The organism is Mesorhizobium sp. M0910 (genome assembly GCF_040319465.1).
Classification (GTDB): Bacteria; Pseudomonadota; Alphaproteobacteria; order Rhizobiales; family Rhizobiaceae; genus Mesorhizobium.
Genome location: NZ_JAMYNZ010000027.1, coordinates 1 through 22,150 on the forward strand (window position 1 = coordinate 1; position 22,150 = coordinate 22,150).

At 63.6% G+C, this 22,150-nt stretch carries 25 protein-coding genes; 11 read left to right on the forward strand and 14 right to left on the reverse strand.

Translation table 11 applies throughout. From position 1 onward, the window contains the following. The first annotated feature begins 110 nt into the window (after window positions 1–110). Window positions 111–1,961 carry a DNA mismatch repair endonuclease MutL gene (gene mutL / locus NKH78_RS31235; protein WP_352739227.1) on the forward strand — a complete coding sequence of 617 codons (1,851 nt, stop codon included), beginning with the start codon at window positions 111–113 and terminating at the stop codon, window positions 1,959–1,961. Window positions 1,962–1,995: 34 nt separating this feature from the next. Here the strand turns inward: mutL and NKH78_RS31240 are convergent, their stop codons facing one another. Beyond that, window positions 1,996–2,802, reverse strand: a complete 807-nt coding sequence (locus tag NKH78_RS31240; RefSeq protein ID WP_352739195.1) for a hypothetical protein — start codon at window positions 2,800–2,802, stop codon at window positions 1,996–1,998. 81 nt (window positions 2,803–2,883) lie between these two features. Beyond that, window positions 2,884–3,777 (reverse strand): DMT family transporter, encoded by an 894-nt coding sequence (locus tag NKH78_RS31245; RefSeq protein WP_254817460.1) that lies wholly within the window; start codon window positions 3,775–3,777, stop codon window positions 2,884–2,886. A gap of 90 nt (window positions 3,778–3,867) precedes the next feature. On the opposite strand from NKH78_RS31245, the gene NKH78_RS31250 reads away from it, so the two are divergent. Together NKH78_RS31250 and NKH78_RS31255 are read left to right on the forward strand one after the other, a co-directional pair. Further along, complete coding sequence (locus NKH78_RS31250; RefSeq protein ID WP_352739194.1) at window positions 3,868–4,803, forward strand: LysR family transcriptional regulator; 936 nt, start codon at window positions 3,868–3,870, stop codon at window positions 4,801–4,803. Window positions 4,804–5,023: 220 nt separating this feature from the next. Next, entirely contained in the window at window positions 5,024–5,257 is a 234-nt protein-coding gene (locus NKH78_RS31255; RefSeq protein WP_031211156.1) for a DUF2093 domain-containing protein, read from the forward strand. Window positions 5,258–5,509: 252 nt separating this feature from the next. Here NKH78_RS31255 and lpxK read toward each other — a convergent pair whose 3' ends face one another. The 7 genes from lpxK to NKH78_RS31290 form a co-directional block, all read right to left on the reverse strand. Then, window positions 5,510–6,538, reverse strand: a complete 1,029-nt coding sequence (gene lpxK, locus NKH78_RS31260; protein WP_352739192.1) for a tetraacyldisaccharide 4'-kinase — start codon at window positions 6,536–6,538, stop codon at window positions 5,510–5,512. 1 nt (window position 6,539) lies between these two features. Continuing rightward, window positions 6,540–7,856 (reverse strand): lipid IV(A) 3-deoxy-D-manno-octulosonic acid transferase, encoded by a 1,317-nt coding sequence (gene waaA / locus NKH78_RS31265; protein WP_254817457.1) that lies wholly within the window; start codon window positions 7,854–7,856, stop codon window positions 6,540–6,542. Beyond that, on the reverse strand, window positions 7,853–8,632 hold the full coding sequence (locus NKH78_RS31270; RefSeq protein WP_023717166.1) for a lysophospholipid acyltransferase family protein: 780 nt from the start codon (window positions 8,630–8,632) through the stop codon (window positions 7,853–7,855). The genes waaA and NKH78_RS31270 overlap by 4 nt, the downstream gene beginning before the upstream one ends. 5 nt (window positions 8,633–8,637) lie before the next feature. After that, window positions 8,638–8,883 (reverse strand): DUF4170 domain-containing protein, encoded by a 246-nt coding sequence (locus NKH78_RS31275; RefSeq protein WP_023674378.1) that lies wholly within the window; start codon window positions 8,881–8,883, stop codon window positions 8,638–8,640. A 74-nt stretch (window positions 8,884–8,957) separates the two neighbouring features. After that, window positions 8,958–9,764: a 3'(2'),5'-bisphosphate nucleotidase CysQ gene (locus tag NKH78_RS31280; protein ID WP_352739190.1), complete on the reverse strand. Its 807-nt coding sequence runs from the start codon at window positions 9,762–9,764 to the stop codon at window positions 8,958–8,960. After that, on the reverse strand, window positions 9,751–11,094 hold the full coding sequence (locus tag NKH78_RS31285; RefSeq protein ID WP_352779209.1) for a TldD/PmbA family protein: 1,344 nt from the start codon (window positions 11,092–11,094) through the stop codon (window positions 9,751–9,753). Before NKH78_RS31285 ends, NKH78_RS31280 begins: the two co-directional genes overlap by 14 nt. Window positions 11,095–11,254: 160 nt before the next feature. Then, window positions 11,255–11,608 carry an FAD-dependent oxidoreductase gene (locus tag NKH78_RS31290; RefSeq protein WP_352739225.1) on the reverse strand — a complete coding sequence of 118 codons (354 nt, stop codon included), beginning with the start codon at window positions 11,606–11,608 and terminating at the stop codon, window positions 11,255–11,257. Between the two features lie 151 nt (window positions 11,609–11,759). Here NKH78_RS31290 and NKH78_RS31295 point away from each other — a divergent pair, with 151 nt between their 5' ends. Both NKH78_RS31295 and NKH78_RS31300 read left to right on the forward strand, forming a co-directional pair. After that, window positions 11,760–11,897: a hypothetical protein gene (locus tag NKH78_RS31295; protein ID WP_352703291.1), complete on the forward strand. Its 138-nt coding sequence runs from the start codon at window positions 11,760–11,762 to the stop codon at window positions 11,895–11,897. Further along, window positions 11,894–12,205: an ABC transporter permease gene (locus NKH78_RS31300; protein WP_352703293.1), complete on the forward strand. Its 312-nt coding sequence runs from the start codon at window positions 11,894–11,896 to the stop codon at window positions 12,203–12,205. Before NKH78_RS31295 ends, NKH78_RS31300 begins: the two co-directional genes overlap by 4 nt. Window positions 12,206–12,217: 12 nt before the next feature. Here the strand turns inward: NKH78_RS31300 and NKH78_RS31305 are convergent, their stop codons facing one another. After that, the gene (locus tag NKH78_RS31305) at window positions 12,218–12,892 is read right to left on the reverse strand and encodes a DUF8692 domain-containing protein (protein ID WP_352703296.1); all 675 of its coding nucleotides are present in this window, start codon (window positions 12,890–12,892) and stop codon (window positions 12,218–12,220) included. Window positions 12,893–12,996: 104 nt separating this feature from the next. On the opposite strand from NKH78_RS31305, the gene NKH78_RS31310 reads away from it, so the two are divergent. Continuing rightward, window positions 12,997–13,167 (forward strand): hypothetical protein, encoded by a 171-nt coding sequence (locus NKH78_RS31310; RefSeq protein WP_352703298.1) that lies wholly within the window; start codon window positions 12,997–12,999, stop codon window positions 13,165–13,167. A gap of 46 nt (window positions 13,168–13,213) precedes the next feature. Here NKH78_RS31310 and epmA read toward each other — a convergent pair whose 3' ends face one another. Beyond that, on the reverse strand, window positions 13,214–14,260 hold the full coding sequence (epmA, locus tag NKH78_RS31315; RefSeq protein ID WP_352703300.1) for an EF-P lysine aminoacylase EpmA: 1,047 nt from the start codon (window positions 14,258–14,260) through the stop codon (window positions 13,214–13,216). Between the two features lie 114 nt (window positions 14,261–14,374). Between epmA and efp the strand changes: the two genes are divergently transcribed. Then, entirely contained in the window at window positions 14,375–14,941 is a 567-nt protein-coding gene (gene efp, locus NKH78_RS31320; protein WP_023674374.1) for an elongation factor P, read from the forward strand. 122 nt (window positions 14,942–15,063) lie between these two features. On the opposite strand, the gene NKH78_RS31325 is transcribed toward efp, so the two are convergent. Further along, entirely contained in the window at window positions 15,064–16,071 is a 1,008-nt protein-coding gene (locus NKH78_RS31325) for an AraC family transcriptional regulator (protein ID WP_352479928.1), read from the reverse strand. 226 nt (window positions 16,072–16,297) lie between these two features. On the opposite strand from NKH78_RS31325, the gene NKH78_RS31330 reads away from it, so the two are divergent. From NKH78_RS31330 to NKH78_RS31345, 4 genes are all read left to right on the forward strand, one after another. Next, window positions 16,298–17,680 carry an FAD-binding oxidoreductase gene (locus NKH78_RS31330; RefSeq protein WP_352739186.1) on the forward strand — a complete coding sequence of 461 codons (1,383 nt, stop codon included), beginning with the start codon at window positions 16,298–16,300 and terminating at the stop codon, window positions 17,678–17,680. Between the two features lie 479 nt (window positions 17,681–18,159). Then, window positions 18,160–19,200: a glycosyltransferase family 2 protein gene (locus NKH78_RS31335; RefSeq protein ID WP_352885032.1), complete on the forward strand. Its 1,041-nt coding sequence runs from the start codon at window positions 18,160–18,162 to the stop codon at window positions 19,198–19,200. After that, window positions 19,175–19,867, forward strand: a complete 693-nt coding sequence (locus NKH78_RS31340) for a methyltransferase domain-containing protein (protein ID WP_352739184.1) — start codon at window positions 19,175–19,177, stop codon at window positions 19,865–19,867. The genes NKH78_RS31335 and NKH78_RS31340 overlap by 26 nt, the downstream gene beginning before the upstream one ends. Beyond that, complete coding sequence (locus NKH78_RS31345) at window positions 19,845–20,300, forward strand: GtrA family protein (RefSeq protein WP_352828465.1); 456 nt, start codon at window positions 19,845–19,847, stop codon at window positions 20,298–20,300. The genes NKH78_RS31340 and NKH78_RS31345 overlap by 23 nt, the downstream gene beginning before the upstream one ends. Here the strand turns inward: NKH78_RS31345 and NKH78_RS31350 are convergent. Both NKH78_RS31350 and NKH78_RS31355 read right to left on the reverse strand, forming a co-directional pair. Continuing rightward, on the reverse strand, window positions 20,297–20,929 hold the full coding sequence (locus NKH78_RS31350; protein WP_352739182.1) for a hypothetical protein: 633 nt from the start codon (window positions 20,927–20,929) through the stop codon (window positions 20,297–20,299). The two genes, NKH78_RS31345 and NKH78_RS31350, sit on opposite strands and share 4 nt — an antisense overlap. Next, window positions 20,916–22,073, reverse strand: a complete 1,158-nt coding sequence (locus NKH78_RS31355) for a putative hexosyltransferase (protein ID WP_352739180.1) — start codon at window positions 22,071–22,073, stop codon at window positions 20,916–20,918. The genes NKH78_RS31350 and NKH78_RS31355 overlap by 14 nt, the downstream gene beginning before the upstream one ends. Window positions 22,074–22,150 lie beyond the last annotated feature (77 nt).

Genomic DNA, 22,150 nt, shown 5'->3' on the forward strand with positions numbered 1-22,150 from the left:
GGCAGGCCAGAGGGGGGTGGGACGGAGCGCAACGGAGCAGTCTCCCTGCCTTGCAACAATCAACGTTCTCCCCCTCCCGCATCGGCCACGAATCCGCCTATAGTGCTGCCATGCCCATCCGCCAGCTTTCCGAAACGATGATCAACCAGATCGCCGCCGGCGAAGTCATCGAGCGTCCGGCAAGCGTGGTCAAGGAACTGGTCGAGAACGCGCTCGATGCCGGCGCTACCAGAGTCGAGATCGTCACCGCCGGCGGCGGGCTGAACCTGATCCGCGTCAGCGATGACGGCTCGGGCATTCCGGAAAAGGAACTGGCGCTGGCGATCGCGCGCCATTGCACCTCCAAGCTCGCCGACGACATTCACGACATCCGCTCCCTCGGCTTTCGCGGCGAGGCCTTGCCCTCGATCGGCTCGGTGGCGCGGCTGTCGATCCGCTCGCGCACCGCGTCCAGTGAAAACGCCGCCGAGATCGGCATCGACGGCGGTCGCGTCTCCGCCGTCAGGCCGGCCGCGGCCAATCGCGGCACCACGGTCGAGGTGCGCGACCTGTTCTTCGCCACGCCGGCGCGGCTCAAATTCATGAAGGGCGAGCGCGCCGAAAGCTCGGCCATCGGCGACGTGGTCAAGCGCATCGCCATCGCCTTCCCCGCCGTGCGCTTCACTCTGGCCGGCCCGGACCGCTCGACGCTGGAACTGCCGGCGACCGACGACAGCCCGGAAGGCCGGCTGCGCCGGGTGGCACAGGTGATGGGCGCCGACTTTCCGGACAATGCGATCGCCATCGACGCGATGCGGGACGGCGTGCATCTCGCCGGCCATGTCTCGGTCCCCTCCTTCACCCGCGCCAACGCGCTACAGCAATACGCCTATGTCAACGGCCGCCCGGTGCGTGACAAATTGATCGCCGGCGCCATTCGCGGCGCCTTCGCCGACGTGCTGCCGCGCGACCGCCATGCCGTCACTGTGCTGTTTCTGACGCTCGATCCGGCGATCGTCGACGTCAACGTCCACCCGGCCAAGGCAGACGTGCGCTTCCGCGACCCGGGGCTGGTGCGCGGGCTGATCGTCGGCGCCATCCGTGAAGCACTGGCCCATGCCGGCATCCGCGCCGCCACCACGGGGGCCGCCGGCATGATGGCGGCGTTCCGGCCAGGCGCGGCATCCTATGCGCATGGCGGGCCGGCCAACGGTCACCGCAGTTACGAGGCCGTCTATCGGGCCTCAGGCTTTGCCGGGTTCGATCCGGCCGGTTCGCCGCAGCGGCCGCTCGATATGGGCGGCGGCTTTGGCGAAAACGATCAGGCGGCCTTCGAGGCCGGGCCGCCGCACAGTGCCGACGCGCGCGCCGGACAGGACCAGGCGGCAGAGACGCTGCTCGGCACGGCATTGGGCGCGGCGCGCGCACAAGTGCATGAGAACTATATCGTCGCCCAGACCAGGGATTCGCTCGTCATCGTCGACCAGCATGCGGCGCATGAGCGGCTGGTCTACGAGGCCTTGAAAAATGCGCTGCACTCACGCGCGGTGCCGTCACAGATGCTGCTGCTGCCCGAGATCGTCGATCTGTCGGAGGAAGACGCCGAACGGCTCGCCATGCACTCCGAGACGCTGGCCCGCTTCGGCCTCGGCATCGAGCGCTTCGGCCCCGGTGCCGTCGCGGTGCGCGAGACGCCGTCGATGCTCGGCGAAACCAACGTCCAGCAGCTGGTGCGCGACCTCGCCGACGAGATCGCCGATAACGATACGGTCGACACGCTGAAGGAGCGGCTGGACAAAATAGCCGCGACCATGGCCTGCCACGGCTCGGTGCGTTCCGGCCGTCTACTCAAACCGGAAGAGATGAACGCGCTGTTGCGGCAGATGGAGGCGACGCCCGGCTCCGGTACCTGCAACCACGGCCGCCCCACCTACATCGAGCTCAAGCTGTCGGATATCGAGAGGCTGTTCGGCAGGCGGTAAGCCTTACCCTGCGCAACGTCAAGCGAGCACCTGCTCAGTTCACCAATTTCTGATACTTCTTGGTTTTGCGAGAGAAAACATAGTCCATCGTGTAACCGGCGCCACCGCCGCGAAAGTTTACAGATATAATCTCGACGGTTTTTTCAGTCTGTTTTTGAACGTTCATATAGATTGGCGTCATCAGCATTCCCGCGTCGCAATCTTCGTCATCGAAAGCGATCTCTTGAACGACTTTCTTGCTGCGCTTGCTGATGACTAGCAACTTTTCCATGCAAATGCCGGCATCGGTTTTCGCGTAGATTCCCGCAAATCTATCGGTGGCGGTCTGCGCCCAGAACGGGATCTCAACGGTTCCGTCAATCTTCCCGTCGCCGGTATCGTCCAGGCTCGCAACTTTCTTGAGCGTAACGGGATGTTTGTCCGCACCCTTGTTCCAGGCTCCTGTTGCGCCGCTTTCACCAATGTCCAGAGAAAATGGGCATCCAGTGGTGTCGACGGGCGTTTTCGATCCCATGACCAGCACCCGGTCGAATTCCTTGTCGTCCGCAATCTCGCAAAGGGATACGCTGGTGCCGTTGATCTTGCCGTACACTGCTATCGGGCTTTGCTTCGCGTCGTAGAAATAGCTCCCCTCGACCGTAATCCCGCTGCCGAAACTGTCATTCCTCTGCAGCGACAGATGGACTGGGTTAGGCCCAATGAAACCTTCGTAGTTTTCGACCTGGTACCAACCCGCGGCGGCTTTTTGGCTGAGCAGCAACACGAAAAAAACTGCGGAGATAAACTGCATTCCCATGTCGACCCCTCGATGCGCTTCGCCAATGCAAATCAATGTAGACATCCGCCTGGCTCATGTCTGCATCGCAATGGCCGTCAGCAGCGGCTCCTAGCTTGAGTCGGGAAAAGCCTTCAATTATCTGATTCATCTCTTCAAATTCACCACGATGACGCCGCCTAGCGCCAGCGCGCCGCCGATGATGCCGAGCAGCGTCGGCACCTCGCCCAGCCAGAAGAAGCCGATCAGCGTGGCCACCGGCGAGACCAGATAGAGGAAATTCGAGGCGCGGGCGGCGGGCAGGCGCGACAGGGCGGTGGCCCAGGCGGCATAGGCGATGAGGCTGGGCACGATGCCAAGAAAGATGACCGCGCCGAGCCCGGCGGTGTCGGCGACCGCCGCTTGCGCCAGACCACTCGGCAGGAAGGGCGACAGGCAGAGCGCGCCAAGCACCATGTTCGAGGCCGAGATGGTCAGCGGGTGGTGGCGGCCAAACAGCGGCTTCTGGACGATGGTGTTGACGGCCGAGCACAATGCCGAGCCGAGGACAAGCAGCGCACCACTGTTGAAATGCAGCCCTTGCCCCTCGCCCATGGCGATGATGCCGATGCCGGCGAAGGACAGGAATGTGCCGGCCCAGGCCAGGCCCGAGAAGCGTTCGCCGAGCAGCGCCATGGCCATGATGGCGGTGAAGATCGGGCTGACATTGATGATGAAGCCGGCCGCACCGGCCGAAACGGTCAGTTCGCCGAAATTGAGCATCACCGTGTACAGCGCGACGAAGACGGCACCACCGAAGACAAAGCGCCAGAGTTCATCGAGCCTGGGCAGTGCCGGCCGCTTGACAGCGAGGAAGATCGCCGCCGGAACAGCGGCGATGGCAAAGCGCAGCGCGCCAAGTTCCAGCGGCCCGAAAGCGGCAAGGCCGGCGCGGATCGCCGGAAAGGCCGAGGCCCAGCCGACCACCGTCAGCGCCACCGCGATGGCAGCCGTGGCATCCATGCGCTGTGTCGTATTCAACGTGCCGGTGTAAGCGCTCATCTGAGTGTCCTCGCGATCCAATGCCATGAAGTAGAGAAACGCTATTGCGGGTCGGTTGACAAACGAACAAATCGAGGATCACCTGTGACTATGGATCACAGCTTAGACCCGATGCTGCCGCTCGAAACGCTGCGCGCCTTCGACGCCGCGGCTCGGACCGGCAGCTTTTCGGCTGCGGCCGAGAAGCTCAATATCACCCATGGCGCCGTCAGCCGGCAGATCGCCAAGCTCGAGGGTTGGCTCGGGCTGAAAGTCTTCGATCGCGGCGCGCGCGGCGTCTCGCTGACCATCGAGGGCAACCGCCTGCATCTGCGCACCACCGAAGCCTTCGCCCTGATCGCCAGCAATTCGGATCGCTGGGTTGAGCCGCGCGGCACGGCGGTGGTGCGGCTGACCTCGATCCCCTCGGTCAGCGGGCTGTGGCTGATGCCGCGCATGGCGGCGCTGGAGAATCACCCGTCCAAGCTGCGGATCATGCTCGACGTCGACATCCGCCAGGGCGATCTTGCCGACGAAGGCATCGACCTGTCGATCCGCTGCGGGCGCGGCCGCATTCCGGGCCGGATCTCGGTGCAGCTTTTCGAAGAATATGTGTTCCCGGTCGCCTCGCCGGAATTGGCCAGGGAGATCGGCCGCGGAGATCCTGCCCGGCTGCTCGAATTTCCGGTGATCAACGATTCCGACGCTTCGGCCTGGCGCGCCTGGTTTGCGGCGCAGGAGATGGACTATCGGCCGCGGCCGCACGACCGCCGTTTCGAGGACTACAACCTCGTGCTCGACGCCGCCGCGCACGGGCTCGGCATTGCGCTGGCACGTCCGCCGTTGACGGTGGACCAATTGAAGTCGGGCCGCATCGTCGCCGTCGACGAACGCAGCGTTCTCAGCCCGATATCCTACTGGCTCGACCGGCCGCTGGGGCGGCCGCGCGCAGCCGCCGCCGAGCTCGCCCGGCGCATCGCCGTCCAGGCAGGGCTGCCAGCGGAGAAGATCGAGCAGTTTATCACGGCCGAGGAAGGAGATGCCTAAGACGCGTCGCGTTCGACCGGCATCATGCGACGTGCTTCAGGTTCTTGTGTTTATGCATGTCGCGCAAAACCGCCGCACACTTTGCGCGACATGCATTGGCATTCGCTTTGCCGGCTTGTTTGAGCAAGTGTCACCAGAAACAGAACCAGGCAAGGCCAACCAAGCTTGACCTCGCCGCAATTTGTGGCGATGACATCGTCATGAATTTCGGCACCACCCCATGATGAACCGTTTCGAAGGTCCCGGCGGCAAGGAAGCCCGCATCCGCTATCTCGATGGCGACTTCCAGGTGACCAGCCCCGGCGCCTTCGTGCGCTGCGCGGTGACCGGCGAGAGCATCCCGCTCGACGAGCTCAAATACTGGAGTGTCGCCAGGCAGGAACCCTATGTGAATGCCGCCGCCTCGCTGCGCCGCGAGATCGAAGCGCATCCGGAACTGCGCCGCCGACGCTAGTCCAGCGCAAATGGGGAGTCGCCCCGTTGCGACCCTGCGCCCTCTGCCGCGGCGTCAGGCCGGCAACACCGAAACCTTAAAGGCTATCTTGAAATAAAAAACCGCCTCGGGCTCGAGGGCGGGTCACCGGCGAATCATCACTATACCCAAATTAGTAGCATAGCTGCCGGCACAAAGCAAGAACAAAATACGCTCGACCGGCGGAAAGCTGCAAATTCCAGTCCTACATCGCCTCGGTGCTCAAGCTGCTGATCAGCCCGTCAGCCTGCGCTGCCGCCAGGCATCCAGCGTCTCGTCGATAATGCGCTGCGGCACGTGGTCAAGCTCGAACACAGTGTCGATCTTCAGCACATCGAGCCCGTCGAGGAATTCCGGCGGTGCTGCGCCGTGACGCAGGCGGGCAGCGTCCTTGGCGGTGGTAATGAGGCCAAGCCCGGCTTTACGTGCTGTCGCCGCCAATTCGGCAAGCTCGTCCGCACTGTAGAAATGATGGTCTGGAAATGGTCGGGTCAGCGCAAGCTCGCCCCCGGCCTCGCCTACGGTGTCGAAAAACCTGTCGGGATGACCGATGCCGGCGAACGCCAGGAACCGCCTGCCGGCCAGCGTCACCTTGCTGCTCGGCACGGTATGCGCCTCGAAGATCGGCCTGCCGGCGCGCGCTGCCTGGCGCACAACCGTATCGGCCGCGGTGCCCTCGCCCATTTTCAGCAAGGCGCTGGTGAAGACCAATTGGTCGACGATGTTTGCCCGCAGCGGCCCACCGGGGATGACGCGGCCATTGCCGATGCCATGGCGCGCGTCGACGACGACGAGCGCATAGTCGATGTGGATGCGCGCGCTCTGAAAACCGTCATCCATGATCAGGAAATCGCAGCCGAGCTTCTCCAGCAGAAGCCTGGCGCCGGCGGCCCGGTTCGGCGTCACCGCGACCGGCGCGTGTTCGGCCAGAAGCAGCGGCTCGTCGCCGACATGCTTGGCGGCGTCGTGGTGCGGATCGACGATATGCGGCTGCGCGAAGGAGCCGCCATGGCCGCGTGACAGGAAACCCGGATTGAGCTGCATGCGCCGGGCCTGCTCGGCCAATGCGATGGCCACCGGCGTCTTGCCGGTGCCGCCGACGGTGAAGTTGCCGACGCAGAGCACCGGCGCCTCGACCTTTTCGCGCGGTGCATGCCGCATGCGGCGACCGGCGACAAGCGCATAGATGGCGGAGAGCGGCGACAGCGCCGTGACCCGCCAGTCGGGCTCTTCCCACCAGAAGGGCGGCGCTTCCGAGGTCACGTCAGCGCCCGTTCGCGCCCTTCAGGCGCGACTTGACGACCAGCGGCTGGATATAGGGCTCGAGCGACCTGAGCGTATGTGCCAGCGCACCGCGCATCTCGTCGACGGTCGCCGCGCCCGCCGCCATCATCTCATGGCGGGCCGCCTCGTTGGTCAAAAGGAAATTGACGGCGCCGGCCAGCATATCGCGGTCGCGCACCAGCTTGGCGCCGCCACTATCGAGCAGGCGCTGATAGGCCTCGCGAAAATTCTGGACGTTGCGGCCGGCAAGCACCGCCGTCTCCAGCATGGCCGGTTCCAGCGGGTTCTGGCCGCCCTCGGAAGTCAGCGAACGGCCGACAAAGGCGATTTCCGTCAGTCTCAGATAAAGCCCCATCTCGCCGATCGTGTCGCCGAGCAGTATATCGGTGTCGGCAGTGATCCTGTCGCCCTTGCTGCGCTGCGCCAGCTTCAGGCCCATGCCGGAAATCTGGGCGGCCAGCTGCCCGGCGCGATCGGGATGGCGCGGCACGATGATCGTCAAAAGCCCGTGGTGGCGCTTGTGCAGCATCGCATGAACTTCGGCGGCGACCGCCTCTTCGCCATCATGGGTCGAGATCGCCGCCCAGGTCGGGCGACCGCCGATCTGGCGTTTCAGCGCCGCCAGTGCTCGCTCGTCCGCCGGCGGCGGCGCGGTGTCGACCTTGAGATTGCCGGACACGGTGACCGGCCGGGCGCCGAGCGAAAGGAAGCGCTCGCCATCGAGATCCGATTGGGCAACGACATGGGCGAGATTTTCGAACAATGCTTCGGCAATGTTGGCGCGCTTCTTCCAGGATTTGAAAGAGCGGTCGGACAGCCTGCCGTTGACCAGAACCTGCGGCACGCGGCGGGCGCCGAGTTCCAGGATGGTCATCGGCCAGATCTCCGATTCGGCGATGATCGCCAGGTCCGGCTGCCAATGGTCGAGGAAGCGGCTGACCGCCGGCTTGAGGTCGAGCGGCACATATTGGTGGATGATGCGGTCGCCCAGCCGTTCTTCGGCGACCTGCGCCGAGGTGACGGTGCCTGTGGTCAGCACGATGTTGACGCCGTAATCGAGAATGCTCTCGACCAGCGGCACGACGGCGATGGTCTCGCCGACGCTGGCTGCATGGATCCAGATCACCGGGCCTTCGGGGCGCTCGCGTCCGGCGACGCCGTAGCGTTCACGCCGGCGAATGCGGTCCTCCTTGCCTCTGGATGTGCGCCAGGCGACGTAAGGTCCGACCAGCGGGTAGGCGGCCGCCCCGGCGAAACGGTATGCCGTCAGGAAGGCGCGCGCCCAGCGCATACTCATTTCGAACCGTCCACAAGGCGATAGGCCTCGGCGGTCGCGGCATTGAGCGAGGCCGTGACCTCCTGGCGCTTGCGTTCCATTTCCGCGGCGTCGGCGTTGGCCGGTACGAAGACTGGCGTGCCGACGACGATCGAGGAGCGGCCGAAGGGCAAGTTGATCGTCGTCTTGTCCCAGCTGCCCTCGATCACCTTGCGGCGGCTGGTGGCTATCGCGGCAGGCAGGATCGGCCGGCCGGACAGCCGCGCCAGGAGGACGACACCCAGCCCCGCATCGCGCGGCGTGCCGTGGGGAATATCAGCAATCATGGCGACATTCTTGCCGGTGGCGAGCGACTTTTTGAGGGCGATGAGCGCCTTGGCCCCGCCCTTGTCGAGATGCCTTGCGCTTTCGCGCCCGCCAGAGCCGCGCACCGCCTCGATGCCGAATTTCTCGACCATCAGCGCGTTGAGCTCGGCATCGGCGCTGCGCGACACCATGGCAACCAGCGGCCGTCCCTTGGGATAATAGGCCGGGGTCAGCAAATGCTGGCCGTGCCAGAGCGCGATGATGCCAGGCTCGAGCTGCGCATAGGCGCCGCCGGAAAACTTGGCCGATCCGTCGACCATGCGGTTGGTCAAGCGGACAAGGCGGACGAAATACGCAAACAGCGCGGCAAGCGCATTCTTGACGAATCGCGACTGCGCCAGCGGTTCGCGGATCTTGCGCCAGAACGTCTTCGGCTTGCGACGTCTGACCGCCGACCGCGGGGCTGATCGCTTGACCGCTTCATGGTTCATTGATGTCAACCGACAGCCTTGTTTTCGGGGTCGAGCAGGCGGTGCAGGTGAACGACGAAATAGCGCATATGGGCATTGTCGACGCTGGCTTGCGCCTTGGCCTTCCAGACGGCGTGCGCCGATTGGTAGTCCGGATAAATGCCGACGATGTCGAGCGCGTCGAGATCGCGGAATTCGGTGCCGCCCAGCTTCTTGAGTTCGCCGCCGAACACCAGGTGCAAAAGCTGTTTCTTTCCGTCTTCAGCGGCCATGTCGATCCTTCACATATCTTGAGTTTGGGACAGGTCTAGACCAAAGCCGCCGACTTTGGAACTATTGATAATGTTCAATTGTCCAGCCCGGCGATGACGCTGGCGAGCACGGCGAGGAGTTCGCCGCTGCCGGCGGCGAGCGGTCCGTGACGGATCACTTCGCCGGCATAGAGCGGCGCGCGGCCGTGCCGATCGAGCAAGGCGCCGCTTGCCTCGCGCAGGATGAGATCGGCCGCGGCGATGTCCCAGTCATGCGCGTTGGCCTTGACGAAGGTGGCATCGAGCTGGCCGCCGGCGATCATCGCCAGCCGGTAGGCGAGCGAAGGAATATAGGGCACCCGCTTCAGCCGTTTGTGCCATTTCGCCGGCAGCAGGTCGATCATCGGCTTCGGTCCGGCGATTTCCGCCGTTTCCGACGGCGGACGCACGCTGATGCGCTTGCCATTCAGGAACGCGCCCTCGCCGGGCAGCGCCCAATAGATCTCGCCCTTCGCCGGGCAGTCGAGCACGCCGGCAAGCGTGCGGCCGTTCTCGACCACCGCGACGCTGACGCACCATGTGGGCAAGCCCTCGAGGAAGCCGCGCGTGCCGTCGATCGGATCGACGACGAAGGTGCGGCGCGCGATAAGCCTTACCGGGTCGTCGACGGTTTCCTCCGACAGCCAGCCATAGTCCGGCCGGGCCGCCAGCAAGGTTTCGCGCAGATATTTGTCGGCGGCGTGATCGGCTTCGCTGACCGGCGAGGTGCCGCCCTTCATCCACACCTGCGGATTGTTGTTGAAGTACTGCATGGCGATGAGCCCTGCCTCGCGGGCCGCGTCGCGCAGCAGCTGCAGGTCTTCAGTAGCGCCGGCCGAGACGGCCGGATCAAGCTCCGGCAAGGGTCATTCCTTCGATCAAAAGCGTGGGCGCGGCAGTGCCGAAATTGCGATCGAGATCGCTCGCCGGAACCATGTTGAGGAACATGGTTTTCAAATTGGAGGCGATGGTCACCTCGGCGACGGGATAGGCCAGCTCGCCGTTTTCGATCCAGAAGCCGGAAGCGCCGCGGCTGTACTCGCCTGTCACCATGTCGACGCCCTGGCCGAACACTTCGGTGACGTAGAAGCCGGTCTTGAGCGACTTGATCAGCTCTTCCGGCGTCCGTTCGCCAGGCTCGATTGCGAGATTGGTCGATGACGGCGAGACGGACGAGCCGCTGCGCGAGCCGCGCCCATTTGTGACAAGGCCGAGCTCCCGCGCTGCCGAGGCCGACAGGAACCAGTGGTTGAGCACGCCCTTGTCGACCATGAACAGTTTTTCGCCCTCGACGCCTTCGCCGTCGAACGGGCGCGAGGCCTGGCCGCGGCGCCGGAGCGGCTCGTCGGTGACGGCAATTGCGGCCGAAGCCACCTTCTTGCCCATCATGTCGCGCAGAAAGCTGGTCTTGCGCGCCACGGCGGCGCCATTGATGGCACCGGCGAGATGGCCGGCAATGCCGCGAGCCACGCGCGGATCGAACACCACGTCGACCGGCCCGGTCGCAGCCTTGCGCGCGCCAATACGGCGTACGGCGCGCTCGCCGGCCTTGCGGCCGATGTCTTCCGGCGCGTCGAGATCGGAAAAATGCTGGCGCGAAGAGAATTCGTAATCGCGCTCCATGCCGGTGCCCTCGCCGGCGATCACGCTGGTCGAGCGCGAAAAGCGCGACGCGACATAATGGCCGACAAACCCATGCGAAGTGGCGAGCACAAGGCCGCCCAGCCCGGCACTGGCGCTACTGCCGGCCGAATTGGTGACGCCCCTGACGGCAAGCGCCGCCGCCTCGGCGGCAAGGGCTGCTTCCTTCAACTGGTCGGCCGATACCTGAGTGGCGTCGAACAGATCGAGGTCGCGCGGCGTCTTGACCAGCAAGGCCGGATCGGCGAGACCCTGATAGGGATCTTCGGGCGACACTTTGGCCATGGCGACGGCACGCTCGGCCAGCATATTGGGGTTGGATGCCGCCGTTGCCGAAACGCTCGCTACCCGCTTGCCGACGAAGACACGCAGCGAGACGTCCTCGCTCTCGGACGCCTCTGTGCCTTCGACCTTGCCGAGCCGCACCGACACGCCGGTCGAACGGCCGCGCACCGCAACCGCATCCGCGGCATCGGCGCCGGCCCGTTTGGCAGCCTCGACCAGGGCTGCGACGCGATCGGTCAGTTTCGCTGCGTCGAGCGTATCGGTCATGCGCATGATCCTGTTATTTCCGGCCGGCAGAAGGGCAGCCGTTACTGCACCATCTATTGTCCCGGTGCGGCTTCTGCAATGGGAGAAGCGGACAATCAGGGGGTATCCAGCCCAGGTCGGCGCGACTTGATCGCAACCCGACGGCGAAATGTTCGATCGATCAGGCGCGGAAGCGATCAGCCGAAAACGCCGCGAGACGCGCTGGATCGCCGCGACCAGTGATCAGCTCGGCGACTAGGCGCGCGGTGATCGGCGCGAGTGTCAGGCCGAGATGACCATGACCGAAGGCATGGATCACCCTGGAGGCGACGGACCGATGACCGGCCGGGAATCGGTGACATTCATCGAGTCCGGGAAGTACAGACCGCTGGCCCCGGTCGCGGGCAGGCCGAGCTCCAGCGCGGCCACCGCTTCCGGCATCAGAACCTCTTGATGGACGCCAAACCCGGCGCGCAGCGCCCTGCCCCCAGCGGCCTTGGCGAAATCGCTCTCGCGACGATACAAGTAGAGACAGCCGTTGGAGCGCGGCAAGTCTGCCAGGTCAGCGTCCGCCACCACCTCCTCCCAGGCCGTCAGGGGCTCGGCCAGCAGACCGGCGAGCGCCAGCGCATTGGCGCGGGTGGCCGCCGGAAGCGATTGGCGCACGAATTGGAGGCATTGAAAGAGTGCCGCCGGAGCAGGCGATCTTCCTGCAGGTGTTCATGCCCACATTCTTCGTCGCCGCGGCGGAGACGCTGGCCACGCTGATACTGGGCTTCCCCCTCGCCTGCCTCATCGCCTCCGTGCCCAAGGGCCTCGCATGATGATCCTGTTTCTCCTCCTGATCCTCGTTCCGGTTCCCTTATCGTTCAACAGCGGCGCCTTCTTCATCTTTCCGCTGGAGGGGATTTCGACGCGCTGGTACGCGGTCGTGCTCGGCACCCAACGCTGGCAATCGGCGATCGGGAACAGCCTGATCGTTGCGTTCGGGACGACGCTGATCGCAACGACACTCGGCACGTTTGCAGCGATTGCGCTTTCCGACGAAAAGTTTCCCGGCCGCCGCATCGTCATGCCGCTGCTGCTGTCGCCCCTGATCGTGCCGGTGGTGATCACCGCCGTTGGCTCATAGCATGTGCGGCAGTCAGCCTGTAGAGTTGGGATCGGCTGGATCCACCCACGGGCGGCCCAATCGTGTCACCATCGCCGCGTACCCGACGGCACCTGCCGCCCAAAGAAAGATGCCAAGCTCTTTGACGGCGTCTTCGGCGATGTCGACCGCCGAATCCGAGGTTGGAAACAGCTCTCCCAGCTGGTCGATGGCTGCTGACATCGCGAGTAGGAAGCCTGCGGCCACAAATACGATCGTGCCCTCGAATGTCTTCCGTCGCAGCCGAAAGAACCAGAACAACCCGGCGACGGCATAGGCAATCATGGGAACAATCTCTGGTATCGCAACAACGGGCAGCACGTCCTCATGGATCAACAACAGGTCATCGAGGCCCAAAACCAGGGTAAGGCCGCCGAGAAACGTGCAATCCCATCGGCGCGTGAGCCGACCAGCAAACAGGGTCGCAGCGCCGGTGCCGATCCATAATGAGGCACCTAGAGACGAAATCCACCCCGTATAGAAGCCGACGTCGGCGGCTGCAGATGGATCTCGATAGAAGATCGTAGCGTCCAGACCAAGAATTTGCGCGACGAACAGCGCTGCCAAGAGCATCACAACGTTAATCGCTGCGGCCGCAAGTATGACCAAGCGCCAGGACATTGTCCATTCGCCGCCATGCTTTGCGTCCAGCGCGTTCTTGTCTGGCATTGTGCCCAGGCCCATTCTGAGTACGCTGGCCGCTAGCTCCGCTGCGCCGCGAACTCCGCCAGCACTATGCCGGCCCACCATGATCGCGGCAACACACGGAACGGTTGCAGCGCTTCGCCCATGACCAGTCGTCGTGGTGCAGTTCCCGGCCAGTGCCAACGGCCGCGCGAAAAGCTCTCCCGGCAATCACCGCCGCCGGCACGCTGATGATGGGTCTGTCGATGTTCGTCGTCGCTAATCTTCTGGCCGACGGAGCCAGCGGCGGCCTGGCCTGACATGTAATTGGTCCAAATCTGACGCGTCGGTCAGCCCAACCTATCGTCAGGGACCAGCCACCGGCGTCCAGATCACGTCGTCGACCCTGAGCGCGCCGGTGGCGAGCATTACCAGCCGGTCGAAGCCGAGCGCGGCGCCGCTCGCCTGCGGTATGATGGCGAGCGCGGCGAGGAAATCCTCGTCGATCGGGTAGCGTTCGCCATAGACGCGCTGCTTCTCGTCCATCTCGGCGGCAAAGCGCCGGCGCTGCTCGGCCGGATCGGTCAATTCGCCAAAGGCGTTGGCGAGCTCGACGCCGCAGCAATAGAGCTCGAAGCGCTCGGCGGTGCGTGGATCGTCGGCGCTCGGCCGGGCCAATGCCGCCTCCGAGATCGGGTAGCCGTAGAGGATTGTGGCACACCCCTGCCCCAGCGCCGGTTCGATTTTTTCGACCATCACCCGGCTGAACAGGTCGGCCCAATTGTCGTCGGGCGCGGTCCGCAATTCGGCCTGGACCAAGGCGGCATGCAAGCCCTCGCGGTCGGTGCTGCCGTCGGCTGCTACCGTCGCCAGCAGATCGATGCCGGCATGGCGCATGAAGGCCTCGGCGACGCTCAACCGTTCCGGCTCGGCAAACGGGTCGGCCTCGCGGCCGCGGAAGCTAAGACGCTTTGCGCCCGCCCGTTCGGCCGCCAGCGCGACGAGCTCGGCGCAATCGCGCATCAGGCTCTCATAGGTCTCGCCGACGCGGTACCATTCGAGCATGGTGAACTCAGGATGGTGCAAGGGGCCGCGCTCGCGGTTGCGCCACACAGCCCCGAAGCTGAAGATGCGCTCTTCGCCGGCAGCAAGCAGCTTCTTGCAGGCGAATTCTGGCGAAGTATGGAGATAGAGCGGCTGGCGCTGCCCGTCCGGCCCGATCGCCTCGGTGGCAAAGGCCGACAGGTGCGCTTCATTGCCGGGCGAGACCTGCAGGGCCGATGTCTCCACCTCGACGAAGTCGCGGCGGGCGAACCAGTCGCGCATGCCAGCGGCAATGGCGTTGCGCAGAATCAGCCGCGGCCGGCGGTCGGCGTGGACATGCGGCGTCCACCACGGCGAAGCGGCGGTCATCGGCTTCAGGGGAATTGCACAGAGGGCTGGCGATTGCGGCCAAGATGCGCTAGGCCGCACGCAACGGCCTCTCCAGCCGATTTGCGCCAACAAATTTTATCAGGATGGAAACCCGTGAAGGTCATCGCCAGCTCCTTACGTAAAGGCAACGTCGTCGAAAAGGACGGCAAGCTTTATGTGATCCTCTTTGCCGAAAACATTCATCCTGGCAAGGGTACGCCGGTCACCCAGCTCGACATGCGGCGCATCTCCGACGGGGTAAAGGTTTCCGAGCGTTATCGCACCACAGAGCAGGTCGAGCGCGCCTATGTCGAGGAGCGCGAGCACACGTTCCTCTATCGCGACGGCGAAGGCTTTCACTTCATGAACCCGGAGACCTATGATCAGGTCGCGGTGCCGGAAAGCGTGGTCGGCGACATGGCGCCTTATCTGGTGGAAGGGATGCCGGTACAGATCTCGCAATACAACAACATCGCCATCTCGCTGGTGCTGCCGCAGCGCGCCACTTTCGAGGTGGTCGAGACCGAGCCGGTGACCAAGGGCCAAACGGCATCCTCATCCTACAAGCCGGCAACGCTGTCCAACGGCGTGCGCACCCTGGTGCCACCACACATCAGCGCCGGCACCCGCGTGGTGGTGATGACGGCCGATGGCGCCTATGTCGAGCGCGCGAAGGATTGAGGCGCGAAGCTCGCCGAAAGCGTCGCGGCGGCCGGTCATCGTCTACCGCTTTGTGCCAGGGGCTTTCGAGTATTGGGACGCTGCACGCAGACCGAAGCGTCAACGCCCCAGCCAGTTCTTTCCTATTGCACGACGCCAGCGGGCAATCTGTGAGCCTCGAGCAATGCCGACCGTCCCTTTCGCCAGGTGCCAGGTGGAATGCCGACGAACTTTTTGAAGGCGCGATTGAAGGCGGCTTCCGACTCGTAGCCGACCTCGGCACCCGCCTGCGCGATGCTCATTCCGGGCCGTTCGAGCAGACGTCCCGCCAGTTGCAGACGCCAGCGAGCAAGATAGTGCATCGGCGAAACCCCGACATAGTGGGTAAAGCGGCTCGCAAACGCCGTGCGTGAGAGCCCCACTTCGCGGGCGAGCCGGTCCAATGTCCATTCCTCCCTGGGGCGAGCGTGAATAAGCCGGAGCGCCTCGCCGACATGTGGATCCCGTAGGCCTGACAGCCAGCCGCGCGAATCGTCGGGGAGGGTCTCGAGATGGCGGCGGATGATCTCGACAAACATCAGCTCGCTCAGCTTGGCAAGGATCGTTTCACAGCCCGCCCGCCCACTGCCACCTTCTGCCAGCGCCAGCCGAAAAAGGTCGATAACCCAGCTGCTTCCATCGGCGGGCTTGCGGGCACACAGGATGGCCGGCAATGCGGCGAGGAGAGGATTGAAGGGACGCGCATCGCACCCAAGATACCCGCAAATGAACCGGGTCCGCTCGTCTCCCCCGCCCCCATGGATCACCGCGAACGGCAGGCTCTCGTCTATCGGCCGATAATACATCGCCATATTGGGTTCGCCCCGCGCCCCCGGCGAGGAGCTCAACACATTCGGAACACCACCGGGGAAGACAACGACATCACCAGCGTTCACGAGCACCGGGGGGACGGAATCGTCTGCCAGCGCGGCCCAGCACGACCCCGACATCACGGCATGAAAAGAGATGATGTGCTCTGCCTCCGGCATGACGGCGGCGGCAATGTCGGCAGTGCCCGGCGACTCGCCGACCCAGGGAGAACTGGCGTCGACGTCGAAATAGATCGCACCGGTGAGGCGAACGGCCCGGAGCACATCGGAAAGGACATCCATGCACTACACCTCCGGAAACGATCGGCTACTCCCTTTGACAACGAGTTTTTCCGCCAGGCATCTCGAACTATCCGGCAATATGGCCGCCCGAGCAACCATCCATCCGGTCTAATCCTACTCTGAACGATCGGGCAACAGAAATGGACGATGTGACATTTGCGGGAACAGCGGACGGGATTAGCGTTTCGTCGGCCGGCCGACAGGTCCAATAACAGGGAGGAATGTCATGAACGATGAAGACATCACCAAATTCGCAGTAAGCCTGCGAGGCGAAGTCATCCGCGCCGGCGACGCCGGCTATGACGAGGCCCGCAAGCTCTACAACGGCATGATCGACAAGCGGCCGCTGATCATCGCCCGCTGTGTCGACGTCGCCGACGTGATCACAGCGGTGAATTTCGGCCGCGACGACAATTTGCTGGTTGCGGTACGTGGCGGCGGCCATAACGGACCAGGATTGGGGAGTTGCGACGACGGTCTGGTGATCGACCTGTCGGCGATGAACGGTGTGCGCGTCGATCCGGATGCCCGTACGGCGCGGGTAGGCCCGGGCTGCACTCAGGGCGACGTCGACCACGCCACCCATGCCTTTGGCCTGGCCGTACCGGCGGGCATCATCTCGACCACCGGGGTCGCCGGACTGACGCTGAGCGGCGGCCATGGCTATCTGACGCGCAAATATGGCCTGACCATCGACAATCTGGTCGAGGCCGATGTCGTGCTTGCCGATGGAAGCTTCGTCACAGCAAGCAAGGAGCGGAACCCCAACCTGTTCTGGGCGCTTCGCGGCGGCGGCGGCAATTTCGGCATCGTCACCAGCTTTGTGTTCAAGCTCCACCAGGTCAGCATGGTCTTTGCGGGGCCGATCGCATGGGATCAGCGCCACGCCCGCACCATCATGCAGCATTATCGCGAGTTCCTGCCGAACGCGCCCGAGGAACTCGGGATCTTTCTCGGGCTCAAGACCGTCCTCTCGAGCGCACCGTTCCCGGAAGAGTTTTGGGGAAAGCGGATGTGCCTGCTGATGTGCTGCTACAACGGCCCGGAGGAAAAGGGCAGAGAGGCGCTGGCCCCGCTGCTCGATGCGCTGCCCGCGCCCTGGTTCAACTGGATGGGAACGATGCCCTATCCCGCGGTGCAGAGCATGTTCGATGGGCTCTACCCGAAGGGAATGCAGTGGTACTGGCGGGGCGATTTCGTCAAGACGCTGTCCGACGAGGCGATCGACGCCCATCTCGAGCAGGCGGCGAAGACGCCGAGCGAGCTATCGCTCATGCACCTCTACCCGATCGACGGCGCGGTCCATCGCGTCGGCAAAGACGAGACACCCTGGAATTACCGGGATGCGACCTGGTCGATGGTCATCGCCGGGATCGATCCGGACCCACAGAAAGCCGGGCCGGTGACCCGCTGGACCAAGGCCTACTGGGAGGCCGTGCATCCGTTCGATCTGGGTGGCGCCTACCTGAACTTCATGATGGATGATGAGGGCGAAGGAAGGCTCAAGGCGGCTTATGGCGATAATTATGAGCGTCTGGCTACGCTGAAGAAGAAATACGACCCAAACAACCTCTTCCGGGTGAACCAAAACATCCGGCCGGCTGCTTGACGGCGGCGGCGACCGGCCAGGCCGGCAAGTGTCGTACCGGCTGCGGGCCAGCTGAGGCTTGGCCGGTACGATAAGGCGGCCGGTTAGGGCGCTCGCTGGCCTGCCAGCGGGACACTCGGCCGCGCTCGCCGACCGTGTTCCATGAGCGATGTCCGGCATGCGTCAAAAGCGGTCGGCCCGCACCCTTAGGGTCACCCGTAGCCCCGCTTCAACCGACAAGTCCGGGAGAGTAGGCCTAGCGGTCAACGCGTTATGCCTCAACGACTGCTTCTCGCCAGCCCGATCGCGCCGGCAGCCACCGATAGTTTACGCCTCGATGTGGACGTCCGACCTCACGACGACATCCTCCAAGTGCTTATCGAGAACCGGTACTCCCTCCAGAACTAGATAAATTAGCAGTTTCTTAAGTGCCTTTGGAACTTTGTAGCTTTCGTTCCATTTTCAACCGCATGCGAGAGTCTGTGGTCCACGACCCTGGAATGACGGTGAACAGGTCACCGCCTCGCTACTCGCTGGTCCTGCCCGTATACAATGAAGAACAGGTGCTTCCTCGGCTGATCGAGCGGATCAGTTCGCTTATCGGCCGGCTGGACGGCGAAACGGAGGCCATCTTCGTCGATGACGGAAGCCTCGATGGAAGCGTCGAATACCTCCAAAAGGTGGTTGCCGCCGAGCCGCGCTTTCGGCTGATCGAATTTTCCCGCAATTTCGGTCACCAGGTGGCGATTACCGCCGGTATGGACGCCGCTGCGGGCGATGCCGTCATCGTCATGGATGCAGACCTGCAGGACCCGCCGGAAGTCGTTCTCGACCTGGTGGCAAAGTGGAAGGAAGGCTTCGAGATCGTCTATGCCCGCCGAGTCAAGCGCGAGGGCGAATCCTGGTTCAAGCGCTTTACGGCAAGTCTTTTTTATCGCCTGCTGGAGAAAATGACGTCGGTCGATATTCCGCGCGACGTCGGCGACTTTCGCCTGGTCGGCCGCAAGGCGCTGGAAACCTTCAAGCATATGCCCGAACATGACCGCTTCGTCAGGGGCATGTTCGGCTGGATGGGCTTCAAGCAGACGGCAGTGCCATTTGAGCGCCACGCGCGAACCCTGGGCCAGACCAAATACCCGTTCTGGAAGATGATGCACCTTGCGGTTCACGGCATCGTCAGTTTCTCCGAGAAGCCGTTGCGCCTGGCGCTCTGGGGCGGATTGGCCATTTCCGCGCTGGCGGTGGTCTTTGGTGCCTACGCCATGTTTGCCTGGTTTTTTGAAGCCGGCGTCATTGCCGGGTGGACATCCACGGTGGTGATCGTGTCGCTCCTGTGCGGCATTAATCTTTTCATGACCGGCGTGGTCGGGCTCTATGTCGGCAGCATCCACGCCGAGGTGAAACGCCGCCCGCTGTACGTGATCGATCGGCTCACCGGCTTCGACGAGGCGATGCGTGCCGTCTCTGGTAAGCGCCGCCAATCGTTTCACAAGCCCAGGAGTGGAGTCCCCGCCAATGGGCGAACTCTTCGACAGCCATAATTCCAACTATGGCGAGGCGGTCGAAGGGTCCATCCGGTTTTCCGGACTCAGGCACGACTTCTTCCTTATCGCCAAGGCGGACCTGCTGCGGCGTTTGGTGGTCGAGCGAAAGCTTCGGCAGGGTGGGTCGGCTGTAAGGGCGCTGGATGTCGGCTGCGGCATCGGTTCGCTCCACCCCTATCTCGACGGCGCTTTCGACAGCCTCGATGGTTGCGACGTCTCGCAAGACTCGATTTTGCGCGCCAGCCAACACAATCCGCGTGTGGCCTACAGGACCTGCAGCACGCAGGGGCTGCCTTATGAGGACGGCACGTTCGATCTGGCTTTCGCCAGTTGTGTCGTCCATCACGTTACGCCCTCCTCCTGGGTCGATTTCTTCCTGGAAATGCGGCGCGTCGTGCGGCCAGGCGGCATCGCCTGCATCATCGAGCACAATCCCTATAATCCGATGACGCGCCTTGCGGTGTTCCGGTGTCCGTTCGATCAGGACGCAGTCCTGCTCAAAGCCGCCAGAGCAAGGTCCCTCTTTCAGGAAACAGGCTTCAGCGACATCCGCTCCGAGCATTTTCTGCTGCTACCCTCGGCAAGGCCCTTGGCCAGAAGAGTCGAGCGCGTATTCGCGCCTTTGCCGCTTGGAGCGCAGTATGCGTGCAGTGCGCATGTCTGAGCGCCGTTCGACCGGCGACGCCGGGCTGAGGCTGCTGGCGCGCTTCGGGTCGGTCGGCATCGCTGCAACGATCCTATATGCAGTGATGGCCACCGCTTTGGTCGAATGGCAACGGTTTGGCCTCTCGCCGGTCGGTGCCTCGCTCGCAGCTTATACCGCTGCCGCCCTGTTTTCTTATCTCGCGCATAAGTTCGTGACCTTCGCGTCGAGCGGATCGCATCGATCGGAGGCTCCGCGTTTTCTCTTGCTGACGGCAACCGGCTTCGCGGTGGCTTACGCGGCGCCGGCGCTTTTGACGGCGAAACTCAGTCTGCCGCCGATCATTGCCATCCTGGTTACATGCTTGCTTGTTCCAGCGGTCAATCTCCTCATGCTCGACCGCTGGGTTTTTGCGCAGCGAAGACGCGGCCAGCAGCGCGATCGCCCGCCCTAATCCGCGTCAGTGGGATCGAGCCGGAGCGACAACAATTTGATGGAGCGCTTATAGATGTTGCTGGCGGCAGGAGTTTGCGGAATGCCGTCGAGGTAGTCGAAGGCGATGTCGAGTGTCTTGGCCTCGGCGAGAGCCGCCGGTGGGATGACGAACGAGACGGTGCGTGGCTCTTTGCCGGACAGCGTCACCGCATGCACCCGAACGCCGTTCACCGAGATCACAACCCTTTGCGTGATCTGTGGCGGACGAATGACAGCGGCCATTTGCAGCGTGGCTGTCAGGCCGTCGCGAAGCGGCGGTATCTCCAGGCGAAGCCGCGAGGTCTCGCCCAGCGAATGGGTGCCGTCGGCTACCGGTCCCGACCAGCCGCAGACCCTCATGCCGGCTGCCTTTTTGGCTCCGTCGGACCGGAACGACACCGTCTGGCCAAGGGTGTAGCTGCCGACCGCATCGCGATTGAGGCAGGTTGTCGTCCGGTCGATGTAATAGGCGCGATAGTCGGCATTGACGTTTGGATTGAGAGCAAGCGCAAGGATGATGACTTCCGCCCCGGCCAGAACCGCCGCCAGCGTGTAGCCGCCAAGCGAGGCCGCGCGCCGATGCGGGCCCGGAGTGCTAGACCAGGGCAAGATAGCCCCCGATCCATGCCACCGTCATGAAATAGCAGGCGCCCAGGAAGAGACCCAGAGCCGAAAGAAAAGTCAGCTTCGACGCCGACAACAACGTGGTCAGCAACATTGTCAGAGGCGAAAGCCCAATGACGTATCTGACCATCGAGGCCAGGTTCGTGATCAGCGGCAGGATGATGCAGCAGGCGCAGAACAACGCGGCGCCATATTGCCTGCGAACCGCCAGAACCGCCGATAATGCCAGTCCTATGAGTGCGGCGAGCGCGCTCCATTGCGGCGCCGTAGGCAGCCATCCAGTCGTCGGAACGGCCGAGAGTCCATCCCATATGAAGGCGAGCGGATTGCCCGCCACCCGTCCAAACGCGCGCTGGACGTGCAGGAAGGCAAAGCCGTCCCCGACCGTCAGATAGAGGAACAGGATGTAGGCGAACAAGCCGGCAGGCGAGATGAGAATTGCAACGAGCAGATCCGGTCGGCCAAGCACCCAACGTGGGAACGAAAGCGCCGATCCGCCCTTTGCGCGGTAATCCCTGAACATCTGAATGACGGTCGCAAATACAACAAGCACTCCGACGAGCCTGGTTGCCGACAGCAGAGCCGATGACAGCCCCGCGGTCAGATAGCTGGAGCGTTTGAGTGCCAGAAAAACGCACGACGTCAGGAGCACGAAAAGAGGTTCGGTCAGGAAAGTCGTGAAGTGAAAGGAGAACGGGCCGCTGAGCAGAAAGGCGCAATACAGCACATAAGCGCGCATGTTCTTCTCGAGCAGCGGCCACGCCACCAGACAGGCCGCGTAGCTGCACGCAATCGATGCGATCGACGCGAGCAGTATCGTCGGCAAAGGGAAAACAGACCGGATTGCCGCCACCAGCATCGGATAGAGCGGAAAGAAGCCCCAGCGTCCGACATTGCTCTGGCCTGGAATGGGAAAGCGCTCATAACCGTGTTCGGAAATGTCGACATACCACGCGCAATCCCACCGGCAGAGCGCCTGGGCATAGGCTGCGAAGCCTGGTTCCGCCGAGATCGAGGCAAATGCCGCATAGCGAATGGCCAGTCCACCGACGACGAACAGCAATGGCACCGCCACGACGGCGACCGCAATATAGCGACCGCCGGGACGCGCGACAGCTTCGAGCGCCACAATCTGCCTCCACCCGTTCAAGTGACTGGCGCCACTCAAAGCTAGATGACGCGCGCCCGGGCGAATTCAAGGCATGC

Excerpts from the sequence above, each read along its gene's own strand:
- NKH78_RS31275 (WP_023674378.1), bottom strand. The coding sequence starts at position 8,883 with ATGGCCGCTGAAGACGGAAAGAAACAGCTTTTGCACCTGGTGTTCGGC.
- NKH78_RS31335 (WP_352885032.1), top strand. The coding sequence starts at position 18,160 with ATGACGGTGAACAGGTCACCGCCTCGCTACTCGCTGGTCCTGCCCGTA.
- NKH78_RS31325 (WP_352479928.1), bottom strand. The coding sequence starts at position 16,071 with ATGGATGTCCTTTCCGATGTGCTCCGGGCCGTTCGCCTCACCGGTGCG.
- NKH78_RS31340 (WP_352739184.1), top strand. The coding sequence starts at position 19,175 with ATGGGCGAACTCTTCGACAGCCATAATTCCAACTATGGCGAGGCGGTC.
- NKH78_RS31255 (WP_031211156.1), top strand. The coding sequence starts at position 5,024 with ATGATGAACCGTTTCGAAGGTCCCGGCGGCAAGGAAGCCCGCATCCGC.
- waaA (WP_254817457.1), bottom strand. The coding sequence starts at position 7,856 with ATGAGTATGCGCTGGGCGCGCGCCTTCCTGACGGCATACCGTTTCGCC.
- NKH78_RS31285 (WP_352779209.1), bottom strand. The coding sequence starts at position 11,094 with ATGACCGATACGCTCGACGCAGCGAAACTGACCGATCGCGTCGCAGCC.
- NKH78_RS31270 (WP_023717166.1), bottom strand. The coding sequence starts at position 8,632 with ATGAACCATGAAGCGGTCAAGCGATCAGCCCCGCGGTCGGCGGTCAGA.
- NKH78_RS31330 (WP_352739186.1), top strand. The coding sequence starts at position 16,298 with ATGAACGATGAAGACATCACCAAATTCGCAGTAAGCCTGCGAGGCGAA.
- mutL (WP_352739227.1), top strand. The coding sequence starts at position 111 with ATGCCCATCCGCCAGCTTTCCGAAACGATGATCAACCAGATCGCCGCC.
- NKH78_RS31345 (WP_352828465.1), top strand. The coding sequence starts at position 19,845 with ATGCGTGCAGTGCGCATGTCTGAGCGCCGTTCGACCGGCGACGCCGGG.
- NKH78_RS31245 (WP_254817460.1), bottom strand. The coding sequence starts at position 3,777 with ATGAGCGCTTACACCGGCACGTTGAATACGACACAGCGCATGGATGCC.
- epmA (WP_352703300.1), bottom strand. The coding sequence starts at position 14,260 with ATGACCGCCGCTTCGCCGTGGTGGACGCCGCATGTCCACGCCGACCGC.
- NKH78_RS31300 (WP_352703293.1), top strand. The coding sequence starts at position 11,894 with ATGATGATCCTGTTTCTCCTCCTGATCCTCGTTCCGGTTCCCTTATCG.
- NKH78_RS31250 (WP_352739194.1), top strand. The coding sequence starts at position 3,868 with ATGGATCACAGCTTAGACCCGATGCTGCCGCTCGAAACGCTGCGCGCC.
- NKH78_RS31305 (WP_352703296.1), bottom strand. The coding sequence starts at position 12,892 with ATGCCAGACAAGAACGCGCTGGACGCAAAGCATGGCGGCGAATGGACA.
- NKH78_RS31240 (WP_352739195.1), bottom strand. The coding sequence starts at position 2,802 with ATGTCTACATTGATTTGCATTGGCGAAGCGCATCGAGGGGTCGACATG.